Here is a 21,533-nt window from a genome sequence, read left to right on the forward strand (position 1 = left end):
TTAATCCCTTCATATTTCGCCTATTTTTTTTCAGGTAACTGCAGTTCGGGGTCGCCGATACAGGCCCCGCCCCCCCCCCCCCGACCGGGCCCCATCATGCTGACTACCTGCCAACTCTGCGAGAGGATGTGAATAATAGATGGACTTGATACCTGTAATTTTGTCCGGTGGCGTAGGTAGCCGGTTGTGGCCCGTGTCTCGCGAGGCCCATCCAAAACCATTCATGAGATTGCCGGATGGTCAGAATTTGATCCAGAAAACCTTTCTGCGAGCTTCCAAGCTGGCAGGGGTTTCACAAATTCTCACTGTTACAAATCGTGAACTGCTGTTTAAAACAGAAGATGAATATCGCACTGTCAATCGGAGCGGACTTGCACAAGGTTTCATCCTCGAACCTTTTGGCCGCAATACCGCCGCAGCGGTGGCCATGGCCGCCTTGCAAATTAAAGAGCTTAAGGGCGCTGAAGCGCAGATGCTCGTATTGGCTGCCGATCATCTCATCCAGAATGAAGAGGCTTTTTCTGCCGCCGTCAGTAATGCAGTTATGCTTTCTGAAAAAGGGTGGCTCGTCACGTTCGGCATACAGCCTAGCTATCCGGAGACGGGCTTTGGCTACATAGAAACAGACACTTCAGTTACGCTTGAGCCTGGTTTCAAGGTGCGACGTTTTTTAGAAAAACCAGACCTGGAATCAGCAAAATCCTATATCGCTGCAGGCGGCTATCTTTGGAACTCTGGCATGTTCTGTTTTCAAGTAGGCACACTGCTGGCTGAACTTGGCAAGCATGCGCCTGACGTACTGGAGTCGGCGGAGCATGTGCTTGCGCAATCGCGACTCAGTCAAGCAAATGATTACTACTGCCTTTCTATAGACGCTGACGCTTTTGCCAAAGTCCCTGACATTTCCATTGACTATGCCCTGATGGAGCGCTCTGAGAGAGTTGTGACCGTGCCATGCGATATTGGCTGGAGCGATATAGGCTCCTGGAACGCAGTGAGTGAGCTAACTCCCGCGGATGAAAATGGCAATCGGTTTGAAGGCGAGGTACTTTCGTATAACGCTCATAACAACTACGTTAAAAGTGAGGATCGGCTGACCGCTTTGGTAGGCATCGAAAACCTGATTGTCGTGGACACACCCGATGCACTGATGATCGTAGATAAAAATCATGCACAAGACGTGAAGCATATTGTCGCCAAGCTGAAGAACTCTGGCCACACCCTTCATCAGTTGCATCAGACCGTCCACCGCCCATGGGGAACCTATACAACCCTTGAAAGCGGTGAACGCTTTAAGATCAAGCGTATTGTCGTAAAACCCAAGGCATCATTATCCCTGCAATTGCACCACCACCGCAGTGAACACTGGATTGTCGTCAGCGGCATGGCGTCAGTGGTCAATGATGAGCAGGAGATCATGCTCAACACTAATGAATCTACATTTATCCGCGCAGGCCACAAGCATCGCCTTAGTAATCCCGGCGTGATTGATCTCATACTTATAGAAGTACAGAGCGGTGACTACGTAGGAGAAGATGACATTATACGACTGGAAGACATTTACGGCCGAGCAACCTAAAAGGGATCTATCCGGCGTGTAAAAAGCGGCGTTTATCCAATCGCCGCTTTTTCATCGACTGCTGACCTCCATAAAAGAGCAACACCCCTCGTAGCGTCAAAGCAGACTAAAGAAATAGCCGGGTAGATCCGGCTATCTAACTCAACGCCCGAACCTGAACCCGCCCTCTACTATTTTTGACATCAGCAGCTTTGACCCAGCTATATTCAGGTGATTGGTATCGCGATATATTAACGTATCGTCAATCAACATTTTGCACTTAGACTCATCGCACACAAAGTCGGACACTGGTACAAAGGTAACCTGCTCATCACCTTTCATGGCCTCACCCAACACACTCGAATAGAACTCTTTTTGGGACTTGTTTTGTAAAGCGCTCATCTCACACGCTTCAGTTTTTGTAGAAAAGCGCCGGCCATACATACATTTTTCAGGACCAAAATCGTAGACCGGAATATCATCCAACACATAAACTTTTTTACCACTGCGGACAAACTCATCAAGCATACCCTTTAGCCTCCCGACGGGATCCACTGTCGTTTTATTTATCTTATCAATCCACATCGCACTAATAATCACTGTTTTAATATTTGTGCGAGATGAGATTGCGGGTATCGCATTCTTGAAAAGCTCGCTGCCCATTGAAGGCAAATCAGGCTGTATCAGGGACCCTACACTCACACCTCTTAGCTGATCGGAAAGACCCGGGAGCCAATGTTCGGCATGACTGTCGCCGAGCAACAGCACCTCTATGGGTATGTTGGGTTGTGACTGAAAGCATCGAAAACCGTAACTCGTGTCCAGTACAGACAAATTGAGCAGCACTGGGTCAGCGCATCGGCTAAAGTGATTGGTTATGTACTGCAGGTAAGGATCACGCCCTAGATCAGCAGGGTGGTGCACGACAGGATTTGCACCCGAACGCGTTGAAACGCCATCAGCCACATATACAACCGCTGAGAAAGATGCAATTAATATCATTGCACTGGAAAGAGCCAGAACAGATTGACGCCTGCCCACCCGCCCTTTACGAAACGGAGTTTCAATAAATTTGTAGGTAGCAAAGGCTAAAACAAACGACAAAAACAGCACTGTCACTCTGATCGTCAAGCAAGGTGTGGCGCTCTCGACAATCCTTGAAAAAGACAGGAGCGGCCAGTGCCAAAGGTACAATGGATAGCTTATGACCCCAACGCCAACCATTAACGGGTTTGAAAGTATTATACGGTTCGCTACGCCCCGCCTACCGCTCGCAATGAGCATCGCGGCAGCTGAAACAGGTATAAGCGCAAGGAATCCGGGATAAGCATCCTTGCTCGTGATGGTAACTAGCCCTACGAGGACAAGTAACATACCGCAGACCGATACAATGTTGGCACTTTTCTCACCAAGCGACACTCTATCAATATTTGCGGCAATCAGCGCACCGACCAACAACTCCCAGAACCTGGTCAGGGGCGAATAAAAATCAGCTGTAGGGTTATTGGAGGCTTGATAGATATTCAGCGCAAATGACGCGACTATAATAGCCAGCAGAGAAACGGTCAGCCGCGTGGGCTTTTTCCAAACCACCAAAAGCACAACAGGCCACACCAGGTAAAACTGCTCCTCTACACCAAGACTCCACAAGTGCAAGAGCGGCTTTGCCTCTGCAGCCACGTCAAAATAACTTGCCTCGCTCCACAACGTCAGGTTAGCTACGAATCCAGCCCCGGACACGACGTGTTTAGCAAGCGATTTATACTCATCAGGCAGCAACGCCAGCCATCCGAAAACCACGCAAAATAACAAAACCGTGATCAGCGCAGGAAATAGTCGAATGATTCTACGCTGATAAAATCCGGAGATCGAAAACTGTGCGCTGTTAAAATCCTTGATAAGAATAGAAGAAATAAGATACCCGGATATTACAAAAAAAACATCAACGCCGATGAAGCCTCCAGTTAAGACTGAGGGAAAGGCGTGATAAATGACAACGGAAAGCACCGCAAGAGCACGAAGCCCATCTATATCGGATCGATAAGGGATGTGTTGATCATTCACTATTTCTTGCTGCTTTGATCCGTTGCCTAACGACTTCATCGATCCTCACCGTACGAATAAAACTTTACTGAAAAAAATGCTACAGCCTAACCCGGTGATCAACCTCTCGCCCAGCTGAATCCCCCGTCCCTGTCTTGCCATCGTGGGCCACCATGCCTGCCACAACGCAGTGGCCGCCGCTTATTGGCACTGGCGCAGAATCGTAAAGGTGGTTTCGTTGTAGCGGTATTCTGTGCCTTATGAGCGTGTGCCAAGTCATAACGAAACTGCATGCCTACTGCCTCATATCGGCAGCGCGTCATTTACGCGAGGATACCTCAAACCAGTAGCGACTGCCCCAGTCAAGCCTTCATAACGCCACTACGACAGGGGCAAATGCGTGTTCTGTCATACAGTTACACGGGGCGAAAGTCACCGAGTGTTTTGCGCGTTTACTGCATACGTACTGCCCGCACAACCAAGAAGAGTCGTCAACGAATGCCGGCAGTGCTAGGATCCATAAAATTTGCAAAAAGCAGGATTTCGTTAAGGTATGTCCATCTCTGATAATCTAACCAGGCATCTGTCGTCCGTCTCAGCGAGTGAAAGGAGCATGATCAAGGACCAGCGACCTGTAGTGATCTGGCTGACAGGCCTTAGCGCTGCTGGCAAGTCTACAATTGCCAACGGGCTTGAACGTGCGCTTCTGGCGCAGGGAAAACACACGTATTTGCTCGACGGAGATAACGTTCGATTAGGCCTTTGCAAAGACCTGGGATTCAGCGACTCAGACCGCGAGGAAAATATTCGGAGGATTTCAGAGGTCGCCAGCCTGTTTGTTGACGCTGGACTGATCGTTATCACCGCGTTCATATCACCCTTCACCAAGGATCGGGCCTTGGCGAGAACTGTCGTGGGTAACGAGAGGTTCATTGAGGTGTACGTCAACGCAACGCTCGAAGAGTGCGAGCGGCGTGACCCAAAAGGCTTGTACAGCAAGGCCCGCCAGGGACTCATCAAGAACTTCACAGGCATTGGCTCTAATTACGAGCCTCCCTTGAACCCTGAAATCCAGGTAGACACCACTAGCGAATCTATCGAAACAGCGGTCGCAAAAATTGTTCATTACCTGGATGAGCGTCAGCTTTGAGAACCCTGGCTATCGTAGGAGCGGGCTTCTGCGGGGCCGTTGCGGCAATCGAGTTCATTAAGGCCTGCCGCGTACCGGCAAAGCTCATCATTATTGAGCAGACCGGTACTTTTGGTCCTGGGCTAGCTTATGGAGATCAAAACCAGGGCCATGTACTGAATGTCCCGGCCGGGAACATGTCGGCCCTTCGGGACCATCCCGACTCATTTGTCGAATATTGCCTCAGCAATGATATCAAGGCTCACCCTGGCGACTTTGTCCTGAGACAGGAATATGGACGCTACCTCAGTACCCTGCTGGACAACGCAATAGCCTCTTGCTGCGAGACATTAGAGGTAGAACGGGTCCATGCCGAAGCCATTCAGCTCAAGGAGAGCATCGGTGGGGCCACTGTGGTATTAAGCAATCAACGTTGCTTGAACGTGGAGCATGTCCTGCTTGCATGCGGCAACTTTCCGCCCTCGACACCTAAACCTTTAGCTTCCTTCAAGGATCACTCTGCCTATCAAGATGCACCGTGGGGTTCATCGCAGGTCGATAGGCGAGCCATCTCCCCATCTGATTCGGTGCTCCTGATTGGAAGCGGTCTTACGGCGCTGGATATGATTGCCAGACTGACGGAAGGCGGCCACACCGGAAAAGTAACAGCATTATCCAGAAGAGGCTTGCATCCTCAGGCTCATCGAGGGCACTCGCACTACACAGCAAAGCGTGCACAAGCAACACGAGATATTGTCTGCAACGCTGAAGCCACCGCACTCGCTTACATGAAGACCGTGCGCCGATTAATAGGCGAGTCTCTGGATATTGACTGGAGGGACATTGTCGCCGCGCTGAGGCCTTGCACTCCGGAACTCTGGCGACGCTTGCCCCTCTTGGAGAAACGCCGTTTTCTTCGTCATGTCAGGCCCTACTGGGACAACCATCGTCACCGCGCCGCACCGGAAGCGAATGAGTTTTTTGAACGTTCGAGACAGTCCGGCCGGCTTTCAGTAGTGAAGGGACGACTTCTCGCAGTCAATGCGCTCGACGATAAACTTGTCTGTGAAATATCAAGAACACCTGACAGGACCATCACCAAAAGCACGTTTGACGTTGTTATAAACTGTACGGGACCGAATACGTCTGTCGCGAGCACTCAGTCCCCTCTTGTTCAGCAGCTGCTGAAGGACGGTATCATCGTTCCCGATCTTTTAGGATTAGGCATAGTGCTGGGTGAGGACTTATCGGTCGTCTCCTCAGAGAGCAAAGCTGTCAGTTGGCTCAGCTATGTAGGTCCGATGCTCAAATCAATGTTCTGGGAAGCAACGGCGGTTCCGGAGCTTCGTCAACACGTCAGTGCTCACGCAGCTCGTCTTGCCCAGCGATTCAATGACGATTCAGGCAAGGTCGGTTAGCTCGTGGGGTTCAGAGCCTGTTGAGGGACGTCCCTTCACAGCGGCTTCATGATGGCCGGCAACTGCAACTGCAGACTGGGTCAGCAAAATTTCCTGCCTTGCGCCTCAAAGGATCTACTCTGCTATCACCCGTTTCACTAATCACTGCAACACGACAAGAGGCGTCATCTCAACTCGTGTTCAGCGCGAGTAGCCAGTATCATGCTGCGCGGGCGGTCTCCCCTTGCTTGAGCCACTGCGGCGAGGGGGCTATTTTAAGTTTGGAGGTTCTATGAAAGCCATTATCACTGGTATCACGGGTCAGGACGGAGCTTACCTAGCTGAACTCCTGCTCAATAAAGGCTATACCGTTTACGGCACGTATCGCCGTACCAGTTCGGTCAACTTTTGGCGTATAGAAGAGTTAGGTGTTGCACAGCACCCTAATCTTCATTTGGTCGAATACGACCTGACCGATCTTTCAACCAGCATTCGATTGCTGGAAAGGACCGAGGCAACGGAGGTTTACAATCTCGCGGCACAGAGCTTCGTGGGAGTTTCCTTTGACCAGCCGATGACAACGTCAGAAATCACCGGACTGGGTGCGGTCAATCTGCTAGAAGCCATCCGCATCGTCAACCCCAAAATTCGTTTTTACCAGGCTTCGACATCCGAGATGTTCGGTAAGGTGCAAGCCATTCCACAAGTGGAAAGTACGCCCTTCTATCCAAGGAGCCCCTACGGTGTTGCAAAGCTCTTTGCTCATTGGATGACCATCAATTACAGAGAGTCGTACGACATATTCGGCACCAGCGGTATTCTGTTCAACCATGAGTCCCCACTGCGTGGTCGCGAATTTGTAACGCGGAAAATCACCGATAGCGTCGCCAAGATCAAGCTAAACAAGCTGCAGCATCTGGAGCTTGGAAACATGGATGCCAAACGCGATTGGGGCTACGCGAAAGAGTATGTGGAAGGCATGTGGCGCATGTTGCAAATCGACCAGCCGGATACCTTCGTACTCGCAACCAACCGGGCAGAATCGGTACGAGATTTCGTCACACTGGCCTGCAAGGCAGTCGATATCGACATTACCTGGACCGGTAAGGATGAAAACGAAGTCGGTATAGACGAGGCGACCGGCCGGAAAATCGTTTCGGTCAATCCCAAGTTCTACCGTCCTACCGAAGTTGACCTACTGCTGGGTAACCCGCAAAAAGCAAAAGATATTTTGGGTTGGGAAGCCAAGACCAGTCTCGAAGAGCTGTGCCGAATGATGGTTGAAGCAGACCTGCGTCGAAATGAAAAGGGTTTCTCCTTTTAAGGCCAGTGCGACACCCTATCTGCGCCCCGTGAAACCCAATGATGAGCAATTAGCATGATGATGTGGAGCAGTCCAAGTGAGTAGAATCCTGTTGACCGGGGCCAACGGCTTTGTGGGAAAGGCACTTCATAAGCGTTTGCTAGAAGAAAACCATGAGGTGTTCGGCACTGTAAGGTCGTCGTCAGATTCGCTCATGTCGGACCAACAGTACAGCTTATTGGATGTTTGTAATCGCGATGAAGTAGACGAGGTTGTGCAACGGGTAAACCCCACACACCTTGTTCATTTAGCCGCTATTTCGAGCGTTGCCAATAGTTTCAAGGATCCACTGCTGACCTGGAACACCAATATTATCGGCACCCTTAACCTCATGGAGTCCTTGAAAAAGAACGCTCCGGACTGTTTTGTGTTGTTCGTTAGTTCATCTGAGGTTTACGGCGAATCGTTCAAAACCGGCGAACTGCTGAGCGAAGAGACCGTCTGTCACCCCATGAATCCCTACGCGGCCAGCAAACTGGCGGCGGAGATCGCCGTCAAGCAGTACCTGCGGCAAGGCCAACGAGGCGTTATCGTTCGGCCTTTCAACCACATCGGTCCCGGGCAAAGTGTTGATTTCGTCACCGCTTCGTTTGCCCGACAGATTGCTCTGATTGAAGCTGGCCTGCAACCGCCGGTCTTGAGGGTTGGAAATCTGGAAGCAAGCAGAGATTTCCTGGACGTGAACGATGTGTGCGATGCGTATGTAAAAATACTGGGGCAATACCAGAGTACATTCGCTCACGCCGTTTACAATATCTCGTCAGGATCCACACGCAAGATTCAAACAGTCCTCGACGAACTCCTTGCCCAAACCTCGCATCTGATCGAGATTCAGACAGATCAGGAACGCCTGCGTCCTTCCGACATTCCAGTTGCAGCTGGTTCGAACGCACGTATTCATGCCGACTTGGGATGGAGCCCTGCAACGCCATTTTCGCAGACGCTTGCCAGCGTCCTGAACTACTGGCGAGAACAGACAAGCTCTTCGAAATAAAACCTGCTTTATATGTTCGTGTAAAAAAGGGCGCCGATTTTATCGAGCGCCCTTTGTTTTACTAAGTAGGTGCAAAGACCGGTTGAGCTACAGCGTGCCCTTTAAGCGCAGCGGGCCTGGCACACACCTGCTCTATAGCCGGGCACTGATTTCGCTCAAGCGATCACGGTACCGCAGGCCTGTGGAGCGATAGTCAAAGTAACCTTGCATATGCAGCCGAGCACGATTGCCAATAGTCCGCCCCATGGCCGGGTCATCCACAAGGTCGATCATATATTTGGCCGCTTGTTCGTAATCCGGTTCAGCCCAACGCTGGTTCTCATGATGAGGATACTCACCCTCGAGTACAGGAACCAGGTGGTAGTTCACCGCCAGGCTAGTGTCTTCTGTCATGAAGTCCATGTTTCCCGAGTACGCTGTCGCGATGGCAGGCTTGCCCAGTGCCATTGCTTCTGCGACGCCAAAGCCATAACCCTCAGAGCGGTGCAAGGAAATAAAGCAGTCGCTGCATCTCAGCAGGTTTTTGACATCGTTGCTGCTCATGCTTTGGTGAATTAGCGTCACCCTGCCTTGAAGCTCTTGAACACGCTCCCTGAGAGCGTCGAACTCTTTCGGATTCGTCTCTACGCCATTCACCTTTATGACGAGGTGCGCCTTGGCATAGGGCCTCTTGGCCAGGAATTTGTTAAAGGCGTTCAACACGCCCTCAGGATTCTTTCGCGTGGCGTAAGAGCGCAGGTCATAAAAAAACAGGAACACATAATCCGCTTCCGGCAGCCCGAAAAAACGTCGACTCAACAAGGAGTCCAGTTTGATTTCGGTCGCCAGGGGCATGTGTATCACGGGCTTTTTACAGACCTCCTGCAGCCCTTCCATTATGAACTTCGAGGGTGCCCAGACTTCATCAAAGCGGTCCAGCTCCGCTGCCCACTCTTTCGGGTAACGAGGCAGCTCCCACAGCGGATAGATAACGTTGTATCCCGTCCACGGTCGGTTGTAGTTCATGTGCTTCCACACCTGATCAACCTCATTCCCGTTGATATGGAATATGTTGATCGGTGAAGGGGTTTCTACCATAGCTCCGGAGAACTCAACGACATCTGCCGCTGCGGCATTCTCAAGCTTGTAAATGTCATGAAGCTTGGGCGTGTTGTAAACCGCACGCAACGACCGGAAGGTAGCACGCACATGCTCACCCATTCCGATGGGCGCGTAAGGATGGCCGATCAGGCAAATATCACTGTTGTTGGTTATACGAGTCATCAATCACCCACTACTCAATTTTTTTTCAGGAGAAGCGAGGCTTCAGTCGCATTCTTGACAGCTTCCAGATAGGTGTGACCGAAGCGACGATCAGGCTCCAGATAAGCACCCTCGGCCCACTCGTTCCACGCGTTGACGAATACTAGGCGTTCGTCTCCAAAGTTCTGCTCTTTGGTATCTGCAATGGACTCTTCAAGCCAAGCTTGAAAGGCTCCAGGGGTCGCGTTTTCGAAGCAAAAACTAGTATGTGGACGGCGCGCCGTATTATCCCAGCCGGGCATCACCCCTTTGAATCGTGTATATCCCGGCGCTGGCCGTGTGGCATAGCGCACGGCCAGGTCGCGGTAATCTGCAACGTGCCCGGCGAACTCGGGATTGATGATTTCACCGGTTGGCTGCTTCACTTCAGCGAGGCCCTGTGGAGGGAATTCTACTGCTGCATCACATCCCAATGCAGAGGGATGAGTATTGGACTGAACGAGCTCGAACGATTCGACCATGGCGATATATATCTCGCCCAGTCCCTGCTCTCTGCAGACCTTACGCCAGGTCATGGCAGTCTTCGCAAAGTCAGGGAACAACGTGGCGCGGTAAATAAGGATCAAAGGCCGACCATCGATCTTGATATAGCGGTCGTCCTTGAAGAACCTGATCAGGTCGTAAATGACAGCCACGTCATCTTCATTGGTGTGCGCCTGGGCCATCAAAACCTCATGTTCCTGGCCATCCCAGCGACGGGTCCAGTTCTCGTTCGCCCAGCAGAGACAGAACGGGATATCCGGTTTTTTGCTAAGCAGCAGCTGTTCTACCGGCCGCTCCAGCAGACGTTTACCATCAAACCAGTAATAGTAGAAACAGAACCCGTGAACACCATACCGCTGGGCAAGGTCGGCCTGAGCCTGCATAACCTCCAGCAGACGGAGGTCGTAATAACCATGATCGGCAGGAATACGCGGCTGATAGTGCCCGATGAAGTTAGGGCGCGCCTTGCTAACGTTCGTCCACTCAGTAAAACCTTTTCCCCACCAGAGATCATTTTCCGGCACTGGATGAAATTGAGGGAGGTAGAACGAGATGAGACGAGGGTCGACTTTCTTCTCTATAGTCGATGCCCATTTGCGGCTCAGAACGTTCACGTTCTTGGCAATGCACGACATTTTGAACGACTCATCCACGGCGGCGGTGGTCTTGGACAAGTGGTGAATAATCGTCGAGCCCGGGTTGTAGTAAATATCGTACCCGGCACCACGGATATTCATGCACAGGTCGCTGTCCTCGCAGTAGCAAGGCAGGAAATCTTCGGAAAACCCACCCAACTTTTTCAGCAAATCTGTTGGTGTAAGCAGGCAAGCCCCGGACACATAATCAACGCGCCGGGTGTAGTTATAACGCGGCTCATCCGGGTCGCCATTGAGGCCTACCATGGTTGCCGTTCCGTCGACAGCCAGCGATGCACCCGCCTCTTGCAAATGCCCTGAGGGATAAACGAACTTGGGTCCGACGGCGCCGACATTTTCAAAATCGTCGAACGTCGACAGCAGCGCTTCCAGCCATCCCGCAGTCACTTGAACATCATTATTAAGGTAAACAGTGAACGTGCCCGTCACCTGATCAAGTGCGTTGTTACAGTTAAGCAAGAACCCCAGATTCTGCTCGTTGCGTATATATTTTATGCTCGATACGGACTGAAGCAACGTCTGTGTTTCATCGGTGGAAGCATCGTCAGCAATAATGATTTCAACGGCTATGTCTGCCGGCGTGTGCTGGTGTATGGACGACAAGCACTCAAGCGTCAGTTTCACATTGTTGAAAACAGGAATGATAACGGAAACGAGCGGAGTGGGACCCGGATCGGCAAAACTGTAACCGGATACTGTGGACGCAAAAGCCGAAGGCTTGATATCCAGAATATCAAGCGCTCGTGGCTGAAATCTGGCGCGCTCGGCAGCTTTGAGCTGGGCAATTCTAGCCCGCACTTCCGGGTAATCTTTCCATTCCCAGACGCCGTTTGCGTTGGGCAGCTCGACGTTAGGCTGACTCGTCACGGGAGGCAATTCAGCAAGGTCAGTTTCCTGGCTTTCCGCCACTGGCCAGCTGATTGAGCGCTCCTGATATTCTTTCCATAACTTATAAGCGGCCAAATCCTTGAATACAAATCCAAAATAGCGGAAAAGCGCGCCCTTAAGCTTTTGCTTGTTATGAGACGCCATTGGCAGGTCACGATAAACATTAACAAGGCTGTTCTTTATTCTTCTCTTCATTTTGGACACATCCGCATTCGCTCTTCTCACAGGCTTCGTCCATCTCCACGTTCTAGAATTTTGAATAGATTCCAATAACGCTCTATAGGTGTTTATTTCCTGCTCCGAACCATTGCGATATGCCTCGCCATCTACCGTCAGCGCTGCCAATGTCGCCTCAAGCTCAAGCAGGCGGTCCACGCTTGCTCTGCCAGTGGTTTCGGAATCACTAATCATCGTCTCTAGCTGCCGGAGACGCTCCAGGCTAGCTCTGCTAGTGCTTTCAGAAGCTTCGATCATAACCTCGAATTGCTTAAGCCGCTCCAGACTGGCTCTGCCACTGGCTTCGGAAGCTTCGTGCATCATCTCGAACTGCTTTAGACGCTCCAGGCTGGCTCTGCCACTGGCTTCGGAGGCTTCGTGCATCATCTCGAGCTGCTTTAGCCGCTCCAGACTGGCCCTGCCACTGGCTTCGGAAGCTTCGTGCATCATCTCGAGCTGCTTTAGCTGCTCCAGACTGGCTCTGCCACTGGTTTCGGAGTCTTCGACCATCTGCTCCAACTGCTGGAGACGCTCATGGTCAGAGTGCTCGTTCTGCTTGAAGACAACGATCGCCTCTTCAAGCTCCAGCAGCTTCTCTCTGGAAGCCTGCTCGCTTTCAAGGTAGCCGGTTACGAGTACTTCCAAGTGCCGAATATGCTCGCGATAGGAAGCTTCCTGAGCTTGGGAGATAGCATTTACCGCGTCAAGCATGCGCTTGATATCAGCAATCGCAGCCCCTTCATTATCAGCAGTTGGAGCTGCGAAAAATTGTTCCAGTGCATGCGCCTGGATAACGGCGCCCAGTGAAGCATCTCTACCGAGATGGCTGTCGTCGCTGAATTGACGAAACGCATTCAACCAATCACGGAGTTGATCACTGATGGCGTCGATAAACTCACGACGGCTCAGAGAATTGACATGCTCTTCATTTGCCTGCTCAAGCAAGTCCGAAACACGGTGTTCCAGTCGGGAGACCGTATGACTAGCGATCTCTGAAACTGCCCATAACAACTCGGCGTCATCGGAAATACTGATTACCGAATAAATCTCAGAAGCAGGTAATGCAATACGTCCTAACTCTTCCCAGGTATCAGTGTCCAGAGCTATCAGCACGGCAGAAGCCAGACCTCCGGCGTCCAGGTTTCTTGATTTGCTCATGCCCACATAGATGGCGTCGCCGGTGACGCAGATACCTCGCGTGTAGCCTGGCAGCACTTTTTTCCTGATCAGATCACCGCCCGGACCGTATTCGTGCAGCTCGCTTCGCTCGGAATTAGCGAGCAACAGGTTGTCCCCATGCCCGACAGGCGTATGCGGTTGCGACAACCCGGAAACAAGTCGCTTCCCCGAAAACAGCTCATTAACGAAACCCTGACCGTCCGAAAGCCCCTTGTAGCCGCGGTGGCGGGTGAATTCGCCAAACGCCGAATACACAATTGTACCGTTCCAGATTCCCAGACAATTGACATGGCGTGAATCATCCTCACCGGGAAAACGCCAGCGCTGCCGCTCCACACCTTGCTTATCGAGCTTGATGACTTCATTGCCTGTAGTACCGACAACATAGATGTGATCTTCAAACTCGAGAACATCATGAACATCCCCGACCGGAACGGTACCGCTGTCTATCTCAAGCGCCGTGTCGCCGTACACCCAGAGGGAATCGGGCTGAATCCCCCTGAAAAACCTGCCTGACTCGGCGAAAAGACCAACCGTGTTGAAACTGTCGAGTTTCTTGACACTGTTCGCGTTGATAAAAAACAATCCCCCCCCATTAGGAGAGGAGACCAACAGGTTTGAAAAAAGGCCACTCATAGATAAGTCACACTGGAAGTACAACCGAAATCGACCAGCTCGGTTGCAAGGTTATTCTGGATGGGGGCGACTCTAAATACCACGGCATCGACAAGGCGATGCATAACCGTTTCTTCCTGGCCGTCACTGGAGGTGCCAAAGACACCTGCGTTGACAAAGTAGGTCCCTGGGTTCACCAGGCAATTGAATTGAAAACTGACGAGCAATTCGGTACCGGACTCGACCACCGATATGGCCTGGTTTCCAGAGCTGGAATGCGCACCTCCCAAGGCAAGCCCGGTTGTGGTACGAATAACCATACCAAAACGCACTCTTTCGGCGGCTCGCTCGAACTGGACTCGATAGTTGTAGATGTACGTCCTGCCACGGACGAGGTTGTTCACCGCGCGCCCATTCAGGTCAGTGATGTAGGGATGATCAATGTAGGCACCGTGAGACTCGAACTCGACCATGCTCGAGGACTTGAGATTCTCATCAAAGAAGTCATCTGCATCAATATCTGCCGCAACGCCCTCGCCAGTGACCGCAGAGTCAAGCGCATCAAGTTCCACCGCCTGAATGGTCAGACCGTCCTTTATCGCTGCGCGGATAGTTTCGCGCTTTTCAGCTGGCGCATACATGAGCTTCTGATATTGGCTTACGATTGCCTTCGGGTGTCCCTGAGCGAGCAACTCACCTGAATCGAGCAATATTGCGTGATCACACAACTCGACAATTGTGCTTCCAGAGTGAGACACGAACAGTATGGTCGCCCCCCTGCTCCTGATGGCCTCAAGTCTGGCGAAACACTTGCGCTGAAATAACTCGTCGCCGACGGAAAGAGCCTCATCGACGATGAGGATTTCCGGATCGGCGTTGATGGCCACGGCAAAAGCCAGTCGAACCAGCATCCCGCTGGAGTAAGTCTTGACCGGCTGGTCAATGAAAAGTCCAATATCTGCAAATGTTGTTATTTCATCAAACCGCGCATCAGTTTCCGCCTTGGTCAGCCCCAGAACCGAGGCGTTCATATAGACGTTTTCCCGCCCCGTAAACTCAGGATTGAAACCCGAACCCAATTCCAGCAAAGCAGCAATGCGGCCATTGGCTTCAACACTTCCCTCTGTCGAATTCAACGTTCCACAGATAATCTGCAGGAGTGTTGATTTACCTGAACCGTTTCGGCCGACGATGCCTACGGTAGAGCCCCGCTCGATCTGGAAAGAAATATCCTTAAGCGCCCAGAACTCACGATAGTAGCGCTTGCTGCCACGGGACAGCATCTGCATCAGTCGATCGCGGGGCTTATCGTATATATGAAAACACTTGCTGACGGCGCTGACATTTATTGCGATTTCAGAGCACATCAGCAAATCCTTTCCTTGTCTTTTGAAACCATGCAAAACCGAGCAAGGCGATGACCATAGACCCCAGGTAATACTGGAGCAGTACGAGCAGGTCAGGCAGTTGCCGCCAGAACATCACCTCACGAGCCATTTCGATAGCCGGGGTGAGCGGATTGAACTCAAGCATGCCGCGATATTCTTCAGGAAGCGCCGTCACAGGATAGAAGATAGGCGACATAAACATCAGGACCGTGATCACGATGCCAATGAACTGAGAGACGTCTCGAAAATAAACCCCCAGGGACGCCAACGCCCAGCTCACCCCCATGATGAACAGAATCAGTGGGAGAATGACCAAGGGGAGCAACAGAAGCGTGGCAGACGGAACCCCGAAGAAAATCGAGTAGGCAGCCAGCCATACGCCGACACTGACCAGCATGTGAAAAAGCGCAGCGCCCATGTTGACCCATGGAAGAATTTCAAGAGGAAACACAACTTTTTTAACATAGTTAACGTTCGCCAAAATAGCCGCGGGTGCCCGCCCCACGCACTCGGCGAATAAATTGAACATTATGAGGCCGGCAAAAAGTACTAATGCAAACTCTGTCTTGGAGTCACTGCCTGTGCCCCAGCGCGCCTTGAAAACAATACTGAACACAAATGTATACACGGCCAGCATAAAAATCGGATTAAGGAAAGACCACAGAATGCCTATGAACGACCCTCGATACCGGCCCAAAACCTCACGTTTGATCAAAGCAGATATCAGTCGCCGATTACGTACGAAGCTGGCAACCATTTCCCTTGGAGATGCGGAAAAATCTTGCATTAGCCTTCGACCCCGGTTTTTCCCGTCCCAAACATTCAGCAAATTCCTCATTCCGCGGGAGCCTGCAAAGGCAGGCCTCCCAAACCAATACTGTTACGTTGCTGCAGGTTACGACAACCGACATACGAAGCCCTCAGCTGACTACCTGGCGCTTTGAGTATGTCGAGCGAATTCGGCAAGAGAGCAAGACAGGGGGCATTTTTTGACAAGAGATCATCTCACAGTAGCGCCTCCCCTGCCACCCGCACCCGACGTCGAAATACTGACCATAAGTGGCTACACGCCATTAGCCCAAACAGACAACCAGTGGCTGACGCAGAGAGTTTCAGACGTTAAGATACTGATCTTTTGCCAGTGAAGAATCTCTTGAAAACCCAGCCTGTGGAGAAGGATGAAGACTACGACGCAGGTCGTGTAGACGTTGCGATCCTGATGTGCACGTACAACGGCGCGACCTACTTGCGCGAGCAGCTCGAATCCTTCCGTGCTCAATCCTTTCAGAACTGGACTCTGTACGTATCCGACGACGCCTCAACCGATGCAACGCGCAGCATCCTGACTGACTACCGGCGCCGCTGGGGTGAACACAAGGTGGTGATTTTCAACGGACCTTGCCAAGGCTTTGGCAAAAACTTCATATCGCTGCTCAAAAGACAGGAAATTCAGGCGCACTACTACGCATTCAGTGATCAGGACGATGTATGGTTTAGCGACAAACTGGAGCGTAGCGTAAAGCGACTCGAAGCCATCACTGAAAAGACCCCGGGCCTGTATTGTTCAAGAACACGACTCATTGATGCGACCGGCAGGGTTATCGGCTTCTCACCGCTATTCCCACGCCTGCCTTCATTTCGAAATGCATTGGTGCAAAGCATCGCCGGTGCCAACACCATGCTGGTTAACCACGCTGCGCGTCAGCTGCTGATGCTTATACCGGATGACGCGAAGATTGTGGCTCACGACTGGTTGACCTACATCATCGTGACGGCGTGCGGCGGAGAAGCGTGCTACGACGGTGAACCGAGTCTCGACTATCGCCAACATAGCGGCAATCTCATCGGAGCAAACTCGAGTTTCAGTGATCGTATTACACGCCTTCGGAAAATGCTGTCAGGCCGGTTTTCAGAATGGAATGACACGAATGTTCAGATCCTTAAGGACATCTCCCACTGCACCAATGAGGACAGTCAGGCTGCACTCCAGCACTTTGCCTCTGGACGCAAGATGAAGCTGCCAGGAAGACTGTGTGAGCTGTATAAGTCAGGCATTTATCGGCAGACAGCATCAGGTAATATCAGCCTGATATTGGCAGCGTTGCTGAAACGAATGTAGAGGCCCTTTTTTCTGCACTCTGGAAGATACGAAGAGAAGTGACGAAGTCATTAACTGCGTGTCAGCGCTTGACGCTGACCGCAAACGGCACTTCTCGAACAAGGCCTAAACAAGCCAGGCACCTATAAAAGCATTCCAGCAAAACAGATCGGTCGCGACGGCTGCCCCGCCCCATGCAAATGCTACGCTTTTACCGTAATGATGATGCCCAGGATAATGACGGCAACGCCAATAAAGTACTGAGACTGAAAGCGTTCACCAAATACGAAGTGACTGCCTATCGGAACAATAACGAACGCCAAGGCCATGAGCGGGTACACCTTACCGAGCTCAATTTTCTGAAGCACCCACACCCAGGCGATTGTTGTAATACCGTACAGAGCGAATGCAGAAAACAGCGTGGTTAGCGTGGCCAGGTCAAAGAAACTTCCCGTTCGCTGTAAGGTCGCCGCGCTGAGCTTGAACAGGATCTGGCCAGCTGCAATGCCCAGCACGCAAATAAGCGCAATGAAATAAGTCATTTGGTTTCCTGCTCTGCTGCTGACCTGTTCTTGCGCAACAGATGGAACGCACGCTTGGGGACTGCCTGAACATCGTGCCCGATGAACGCAAGGATAAACTGCGTACCCAGTATCACCGGGAGAGCAGAAAGCATCACCGTGCCCGCAGAAGTAGGCACACCAGAACTGACCGACGCCGCCCAATGGGACAAGCCAAAGAGACTGCCCAATGTAACCAACAGTAGCCCCAAAGGTAGCTCCAGTGAAGCAAGCGACATATCGCGCAAATAATAGCTGTAAAAAATACGCTTCCCAAGATTACGCATATGTTTAATGAAAAACTCGCCGATGATCTTGGAAATCTTGAGGTTGCTTACTTCATCCGCATACTTGGCGTCCATTGGGATGTCGACGGCCACTGCCCTCAGCGTGTTGAGGCGAAACAACATGTCGGTTTCGAAGAAGTAGCGACGGCTGATTTTATGAAAAGGCAAGTGACGGGCAACATCGCGATGTATTGCAGTATAGCCGTTGGTGGGGTCGAACAAATCCCAGTAGCCTGACGACAACTTCGTCAAGAAAGAGAGCGCCGCATTACCAAACAAGCGGATTTTTGGCATCTGGCGTATTTCTTCAAGGTCAAAAAAACGATTACCTTTTGTATAGTCTGCCTCGCCATGGATGATGGGTGCCACAAACCCCGGCAGTAAACGAGGATCCATTTGCCCGTCACCGTCAATTTTTACGAAAATATCCATATTGTCGTTAATAGCAGCTTGATAGCCTGCCATCACCGCTCCACCAACCCCCTGATTCTCTGCATTACGTACCACCGTGACACGAGGGTCCTTGCAGTGTTCCTCAATGAAGTCACCCGACTGTTCAGGGCAGCAATCATCAACAGCATAGATCTTGATGACCTCACTACCTATGTCGGCGATCACCCCCAAAATATGGGCTTTTACCTTGTAGCACGGAATGATAACTGCAATTTTTAGATCAGAGGTTGTCATATTTTTTTGCGCCGTTTCCTGCCCTGAACCCACTCGACCATTGCTCGAGATTTCGGGCAATCCGTGTAGGGTCGCACCACCAGACCGGCGGCACAATTTATAAAGGCGCCATTCTAGGTCTTTAGATTTCACAGTGGCAATGCCGGGGACAGATACTCGAAGAAAAAACGTGCCCTCCGCCCGAAAAAGCCATGAATCCTTTTGGGCTATTCCAGCAGGCGGGTGAAGGACGTAAAAGCGCCATCCACCCTTGCCCCACATAGGCGTTATAGCGAGTTACAACCACAGAGAGCCATGTGAATCGTGCATACGCCCTCCTATAGGCGCTCCACCGAGACCTTGGCAATTGCGACGCCTAACGTCCGCCCCGACCCCGAAGGCCTATCTACAGCAGACGTTATGACGATACGGTCTGTCTCTGCGCTAACGTCAAAATCAACCTCCACCTCGGCCCCGCTGCTACCAACGGATATACGCTTGACAACATCCCCCACTTGCAGAGATATGCCCTCGCGTAGATTTTGTTCAAGTGCCCACGCAAAAAGTTTGATTCGGATGCGGCCTTTTAACTGAACAGGCAGCTCAATCACCGCTGTCCGTTGAGAAGTCCAGCCCCCCCACGGCTCGACTCTATTGAAGCCTTGGAGGCTTATACCGGCCGGCATGTTGGCCAAGGGCATATCCAAGCTGGACATCGGCTTGAGGAACGGTTTATTCGCAGGGCTGAGGGAAGGCTTTGGCGTATCCAGGACAATCCTGGCAGAAGGCTTGAGCGCATAATATTTCAGACTCCCGACCTGGACGCTCGGAAGCGCCAGAGTCTCGACATTGTAACTCCCGTCAGTGATCAACCACGAATACCCGGCAACATCCTGCGGCGTGATATCAAGCCCTTCGGGGCGATCGATCACTTTGGGTGCGCTGGCAAGATTGAAAAGCAGGTAAGACTCGCGTCCGTAACGCTCATGCCCCACCAGAATCCCGTCTCCGTGGCGGACATCACCTATCAATCCGGCAAAGTGGCGCCCTGCCTGGGAGACCTCACTATTGCCGTACAGATGAACATACATCCAGAAATAGCTTTGAAAGCACCCGACTAAAAGGATCGAACACAGCACGACCGAACTGATCGTCATCTGCCAGTGACGATACAAGAGTGAAGCCACGAAACCTAAAAAGATAATGACATACAGACCATTGCCGACCCTGACGCCCAGATTTTTGAACCCCCACCCATACCAGTTATTCTCATTGAAGAAAGAAAACAAGAGAGGATTATCCCAAGGGTAAATCTTGAAATGCTGGCTGACGAACCAATAGGAGACCGCCAACGTGAAGAGCGTCAACGCGACCAGGATTTTTTTATAGGCCTGCGACAGGCAACTGAGCGAGTAGAAAAACAGAAACGGAAATGCGACAAGTGCGGGTCCCAGATACCGGCCGTGTATGCGCTGAGCCTCGCCGGCGTTCAAAATAGCGGCCCCGGCTGTAAACCAGGCAGTCATCGCCAAATGCGCAGCGATTGAAAGCATCGCGAACAGCACCAGAATAATGGCCTTGGGTGATGTTTCATTTTCACCGTGACCTATATTCAAATGCCCCTTAATACGCGCCATTGCCAGACTGGCCGCCCATATGAAGACGGGCAAAAAGAGCAGCGACACAACCGTAAAATTCGCCACAAAATAGAGCATCACCTGATACAGCTTTGTCAACAGCCCCACACTAGCAGCGGGGCCATCAATATACTTTCCGTAAAAGGTCAGGCCCAACGCGCCTGCTGGATTGAACGTAAATGTTCCATCCATCAACGCCCATAATCCGACCACACCAATATAAAGAGCGATTAGAAAGCATACGACCGCCCGAACGCTTACTCGCACCCAAGTGTTTCTGAAACACAGGAAATTGAAAATCGGCAGCAGGACAAGCAGAGCAGCCAATGAGGCCACAGCATGCGGTTTTATCAACAAAGCGATTGAGACAAGGAAGCCAATGACCGCCGCCGTGACGACGGGCCTTTCTGGATACTGCGTGACCAGTACGAAAGCAACCAGGGCAGATAACAGAATCAGCTCGACTTCAGGCATCACAGCATAAATATAGATATGACTTGGCAGCGCCAGAAACGCCGCCACCCCCATCAACGCGTGGGGCTTGGGCATGAAACTCTTCGCAGAGACATACAATAGGCCTGCTGCCAACACGTATTCCAAACAGTGAACAAGGCGAAATAACGAAACAAAGTGATCACCAAAAAGCTGTCCCAGCACGTTCACTTCATGAAAAAAGAGAAGGTTGGACAGTCGTTGCAACCCTGGATCGAGACCATACAGCTCAGACAAATGACCAATGTACTTGCCGCTGATAAAATAAACATATTCATCCGACGCAAAAATCGGTGAGCCCGCCGTGACAGCGTTAAACGTATAAAAGATGAAGGCCGCAAACAGCACAATCGACACCGGCATTTTTTCGAGAAACGCTTCACTTTTTACAATCATCGTGTAAGGGTCCGATAGCTCGTGCATCTGAGACGAGGTCACTATTAAGGTAAGGTTATTAAACGCTGGCGACTTCCCTGATCAGGAAAGCACCACATGGCCGGTAGAGGGATGTATCCCTCCCCTTTGTGACGGTCTGCACCAAGCCCAACCATTCATTTGATAAAAACCCGCTTCCTGCTTATG

Annotated in this window: 14 protein-coding genes; 6 read left to right on the plus strand and 8 right to left on the minus strand. The window is 51.4% G+C overall.

Annotation, left to right across the window (positions count from 1 at the left end):
* Positions 1-139 precede the first annotated feature (139 nt).
* Complete coding sequence (locus RYB09_RS22970; RefSeq protein ID WP_122259030.1) at positions 140-1,579, plus strand: mannose-1-phosphate guanylyltransferase/mannose-6-phosphate isomerase; 1,440 nt, start codon at positions 140-142, stop codon at positions 1,577-1,579.
* 141 nt (positions 1,580-1,720) lie between these two features.
* On the opposite strand, the gene RYB09_RS22975 is transcribed toward RYB09_RS22970, so the two are convergent.
* Positions 1,721-3,661: an acyltransferase family protein gene (locus RYB09_RS22975; protein WP_316890371.1), complete on the minus strand. Its 1,941-nt coding sequence runs from the start codon at positions 3,659-3,661 to the stop codon at positions 1,721-1,723.
* 493 nt (positions 3,662-4,154) lie between these two features.
* Between RYB09_RS22975 and cysC the strand changes: the two genes are divergently transcribed.
* From cysC to RYB09_RS22995, 4 genes are all read left to right on the plus strand, one after another.
* Positions 4,155-4,751, plus strand: a complete 597-nt coding sequence (gene cysC, locus RYB09_RS22980; protein WP_122259028.1) for an adenylyl-sulfate kinase — start codon at positions 4,155-4,157, stop codon at positions 4,749-4,751.
* Positions 4,748-6,148: an FAD/NAD(P)-binding protein gene (locus RYB09_RS22985; protein WP_316890373.1), complete on the plus strand. Its 1,401-nt coding sequence runs from the start codon at positions 4,748-4,750 to the stop codon at positions 6,146-6,148. The genes cysC and RYB09_RS22985 overlap by 4 nt, the downstream gene beginning before the upstream one ends.
* Before the next feature lie 271 nt (positions 6,149-6,419).
* On the plus strand, positions 6,420-7,451 hold the full coding sequence (gene gmd, locus RYB09_RS22990) for a GDP-mannose 4,6-dehydratase (RefSeq protein WP_005741026.1): 1,032 nt from the start codon (positions 6,420-6,422) through the stop codon (positions 7,449-7,451).
* Positions 7,452-7,527: 76 nt separating this feature from the next.
* On the plus strand, positions 7,528-8,484 hold the full coding sequence (locus RYB09_RS22995; RefSeq protein ID WP_122259026.1) for a GDP-mannose 4,6-dehydratase: 957 nt from the start codon (positions 7,528-7,530) through the stop codon (positions 8,482-8,484).
* Positions 8,485-8,616: 132 nt separating this feature from the next.
* Here RYB09_RS22995 and RYB09_RS23000 read toward each other — a convergent pair whose 3' ends face one another.
* Genes RYB09_RS23000 through RYB09_RS23015 form a run of 4 tightly spaced genes read right to left on the minus strand, consistent with a single transcriptional unit; the run spans position 8,617 to position 15,998 of the window.
* Positions 8,617-9,747 (minus strand): glycosyltransferase family 4 protein, encoded by a 1,131-nt coding sequence (locus RYB09_RS23000; RefSeq protein WP_122259025.1) that lies wholly within the window; start codon positions 9,745-9,747, stop codon positions 8,617-8,619.
* 14 nt (positions 9,748-9,761) lie between these two features.
* On the minus strand, positions 9,762-13,844 hold the full coding sequence (locus RYB09_RS23005) for a glycoside hydrolase family 99-like domain-containing protein (protein WP_122259024.1): 4,083 nt from the start codon (positions 13,842-13,844) through the stop codon (positions 9,762-9,764).
* Positions 13,841-15,190: an ABC transporter ATP-binding protein gene (locus RYB09_RS23010; protein WP_005741031.1), complete on the minus strand. Its 1,350-nt coding sequence runs from the start codon at positions 15,188-15,190 to the stop codon at positions 13,841-13,843. Before RYB09_RS23010 ends, RYB09_RS23005 begins: the two co-directional genes overlap by 4 nt.
* Positions 15,180-15,998, minus strand: coding sequence for an ABC transporter permease (locus RYB09_RS23015; protein ID WP_039847268.1), 819 nt, complete (start codon positions 15,996-15,998; stop codon positions 15,180-15,182). The genes RYB09_RS23010 and RYB09_RS23015 overlap by 11 nt, the downstream gene beginning before the upstream one ends.
* 366 nt (positions 15,999-16,364) lie before the next feature.
* Between RYB09_RS23015 and RYB09_RS23020 the strand changes: the two genes are divergently transcribed.
* Complete coding sequence (locus RYB09_RS23020) at positions 16,365-17,330, plus strand: glycosyltransferase family 2 protein (protein ID WP_005741033.1); 966 nt, start codon at positions 16,365-16,367, stop codon at positions 17,328-17,330.
* A 182-nt stretch (positions 17,331-17,512) separates the two neighbouring features.
* On the opposite strand, the gene RYB09_RS23025 is transcribed toward RYB09_RS23020, so the two are convergent.
* The 3 genes from RYB09_RS23025 to RYB09_RS23035 all read right to left on the minus strand — a co-directional run bounded on the left by RYB09_RS23025 (position 17,513) and on the right by RYB09_RS23035 (position 21,347).
* Entirely contained in the window at positions 17,513-17,851 is a 339-nt protein-coding gene (locus RYB09_RS23025; RefSeq protein ID WP_005741034.1) for a hypothetical protein, read from the minus strand.
* Complete coding sequence (locus RYB09_RS23030; protein WP_122259023.1) at positions 17,848-18,843, minus strand: glycosyltransferase family 2 protein; 996 nt, start codon at positions 18,841-18,843, stop codon at positions 17,848-17,850. The genes RYB09_RS23025 and RYB09_RS23030 overlap by 4 nt, the downstream gene beginning before the upstream one ends.
* A 317-nt stretch (positions 18,844-19,160) precedes the next feature.
* Positions 19,161-21,347, minus strand: a complete 2,187-nt coding sequence (locus tag RYB09_RS23035) for a DUF7024 domain-containing protein (protein ID WP_316890382.1) — start codon at positions 21,345-21,347, stop codon at positions 19,161-19,163.
* Between the last annotated feature and the right edge of the window lie 186 nt (positions 21,348-21,533).

Origin of the sequence: Pseudomonas syringae group sp. J254-4, from assembly GCF_032586855.1 — a bacterium.
In the GTDB taxonomy this organism is placed as follows: domain Bacteria; phylum Pseudomonadota; class Gammaproteobacteria; order Pseudomonadales; family Pseudomonadaceae; genus Aquipseudomonas; species Aquipseudomonas amygdali.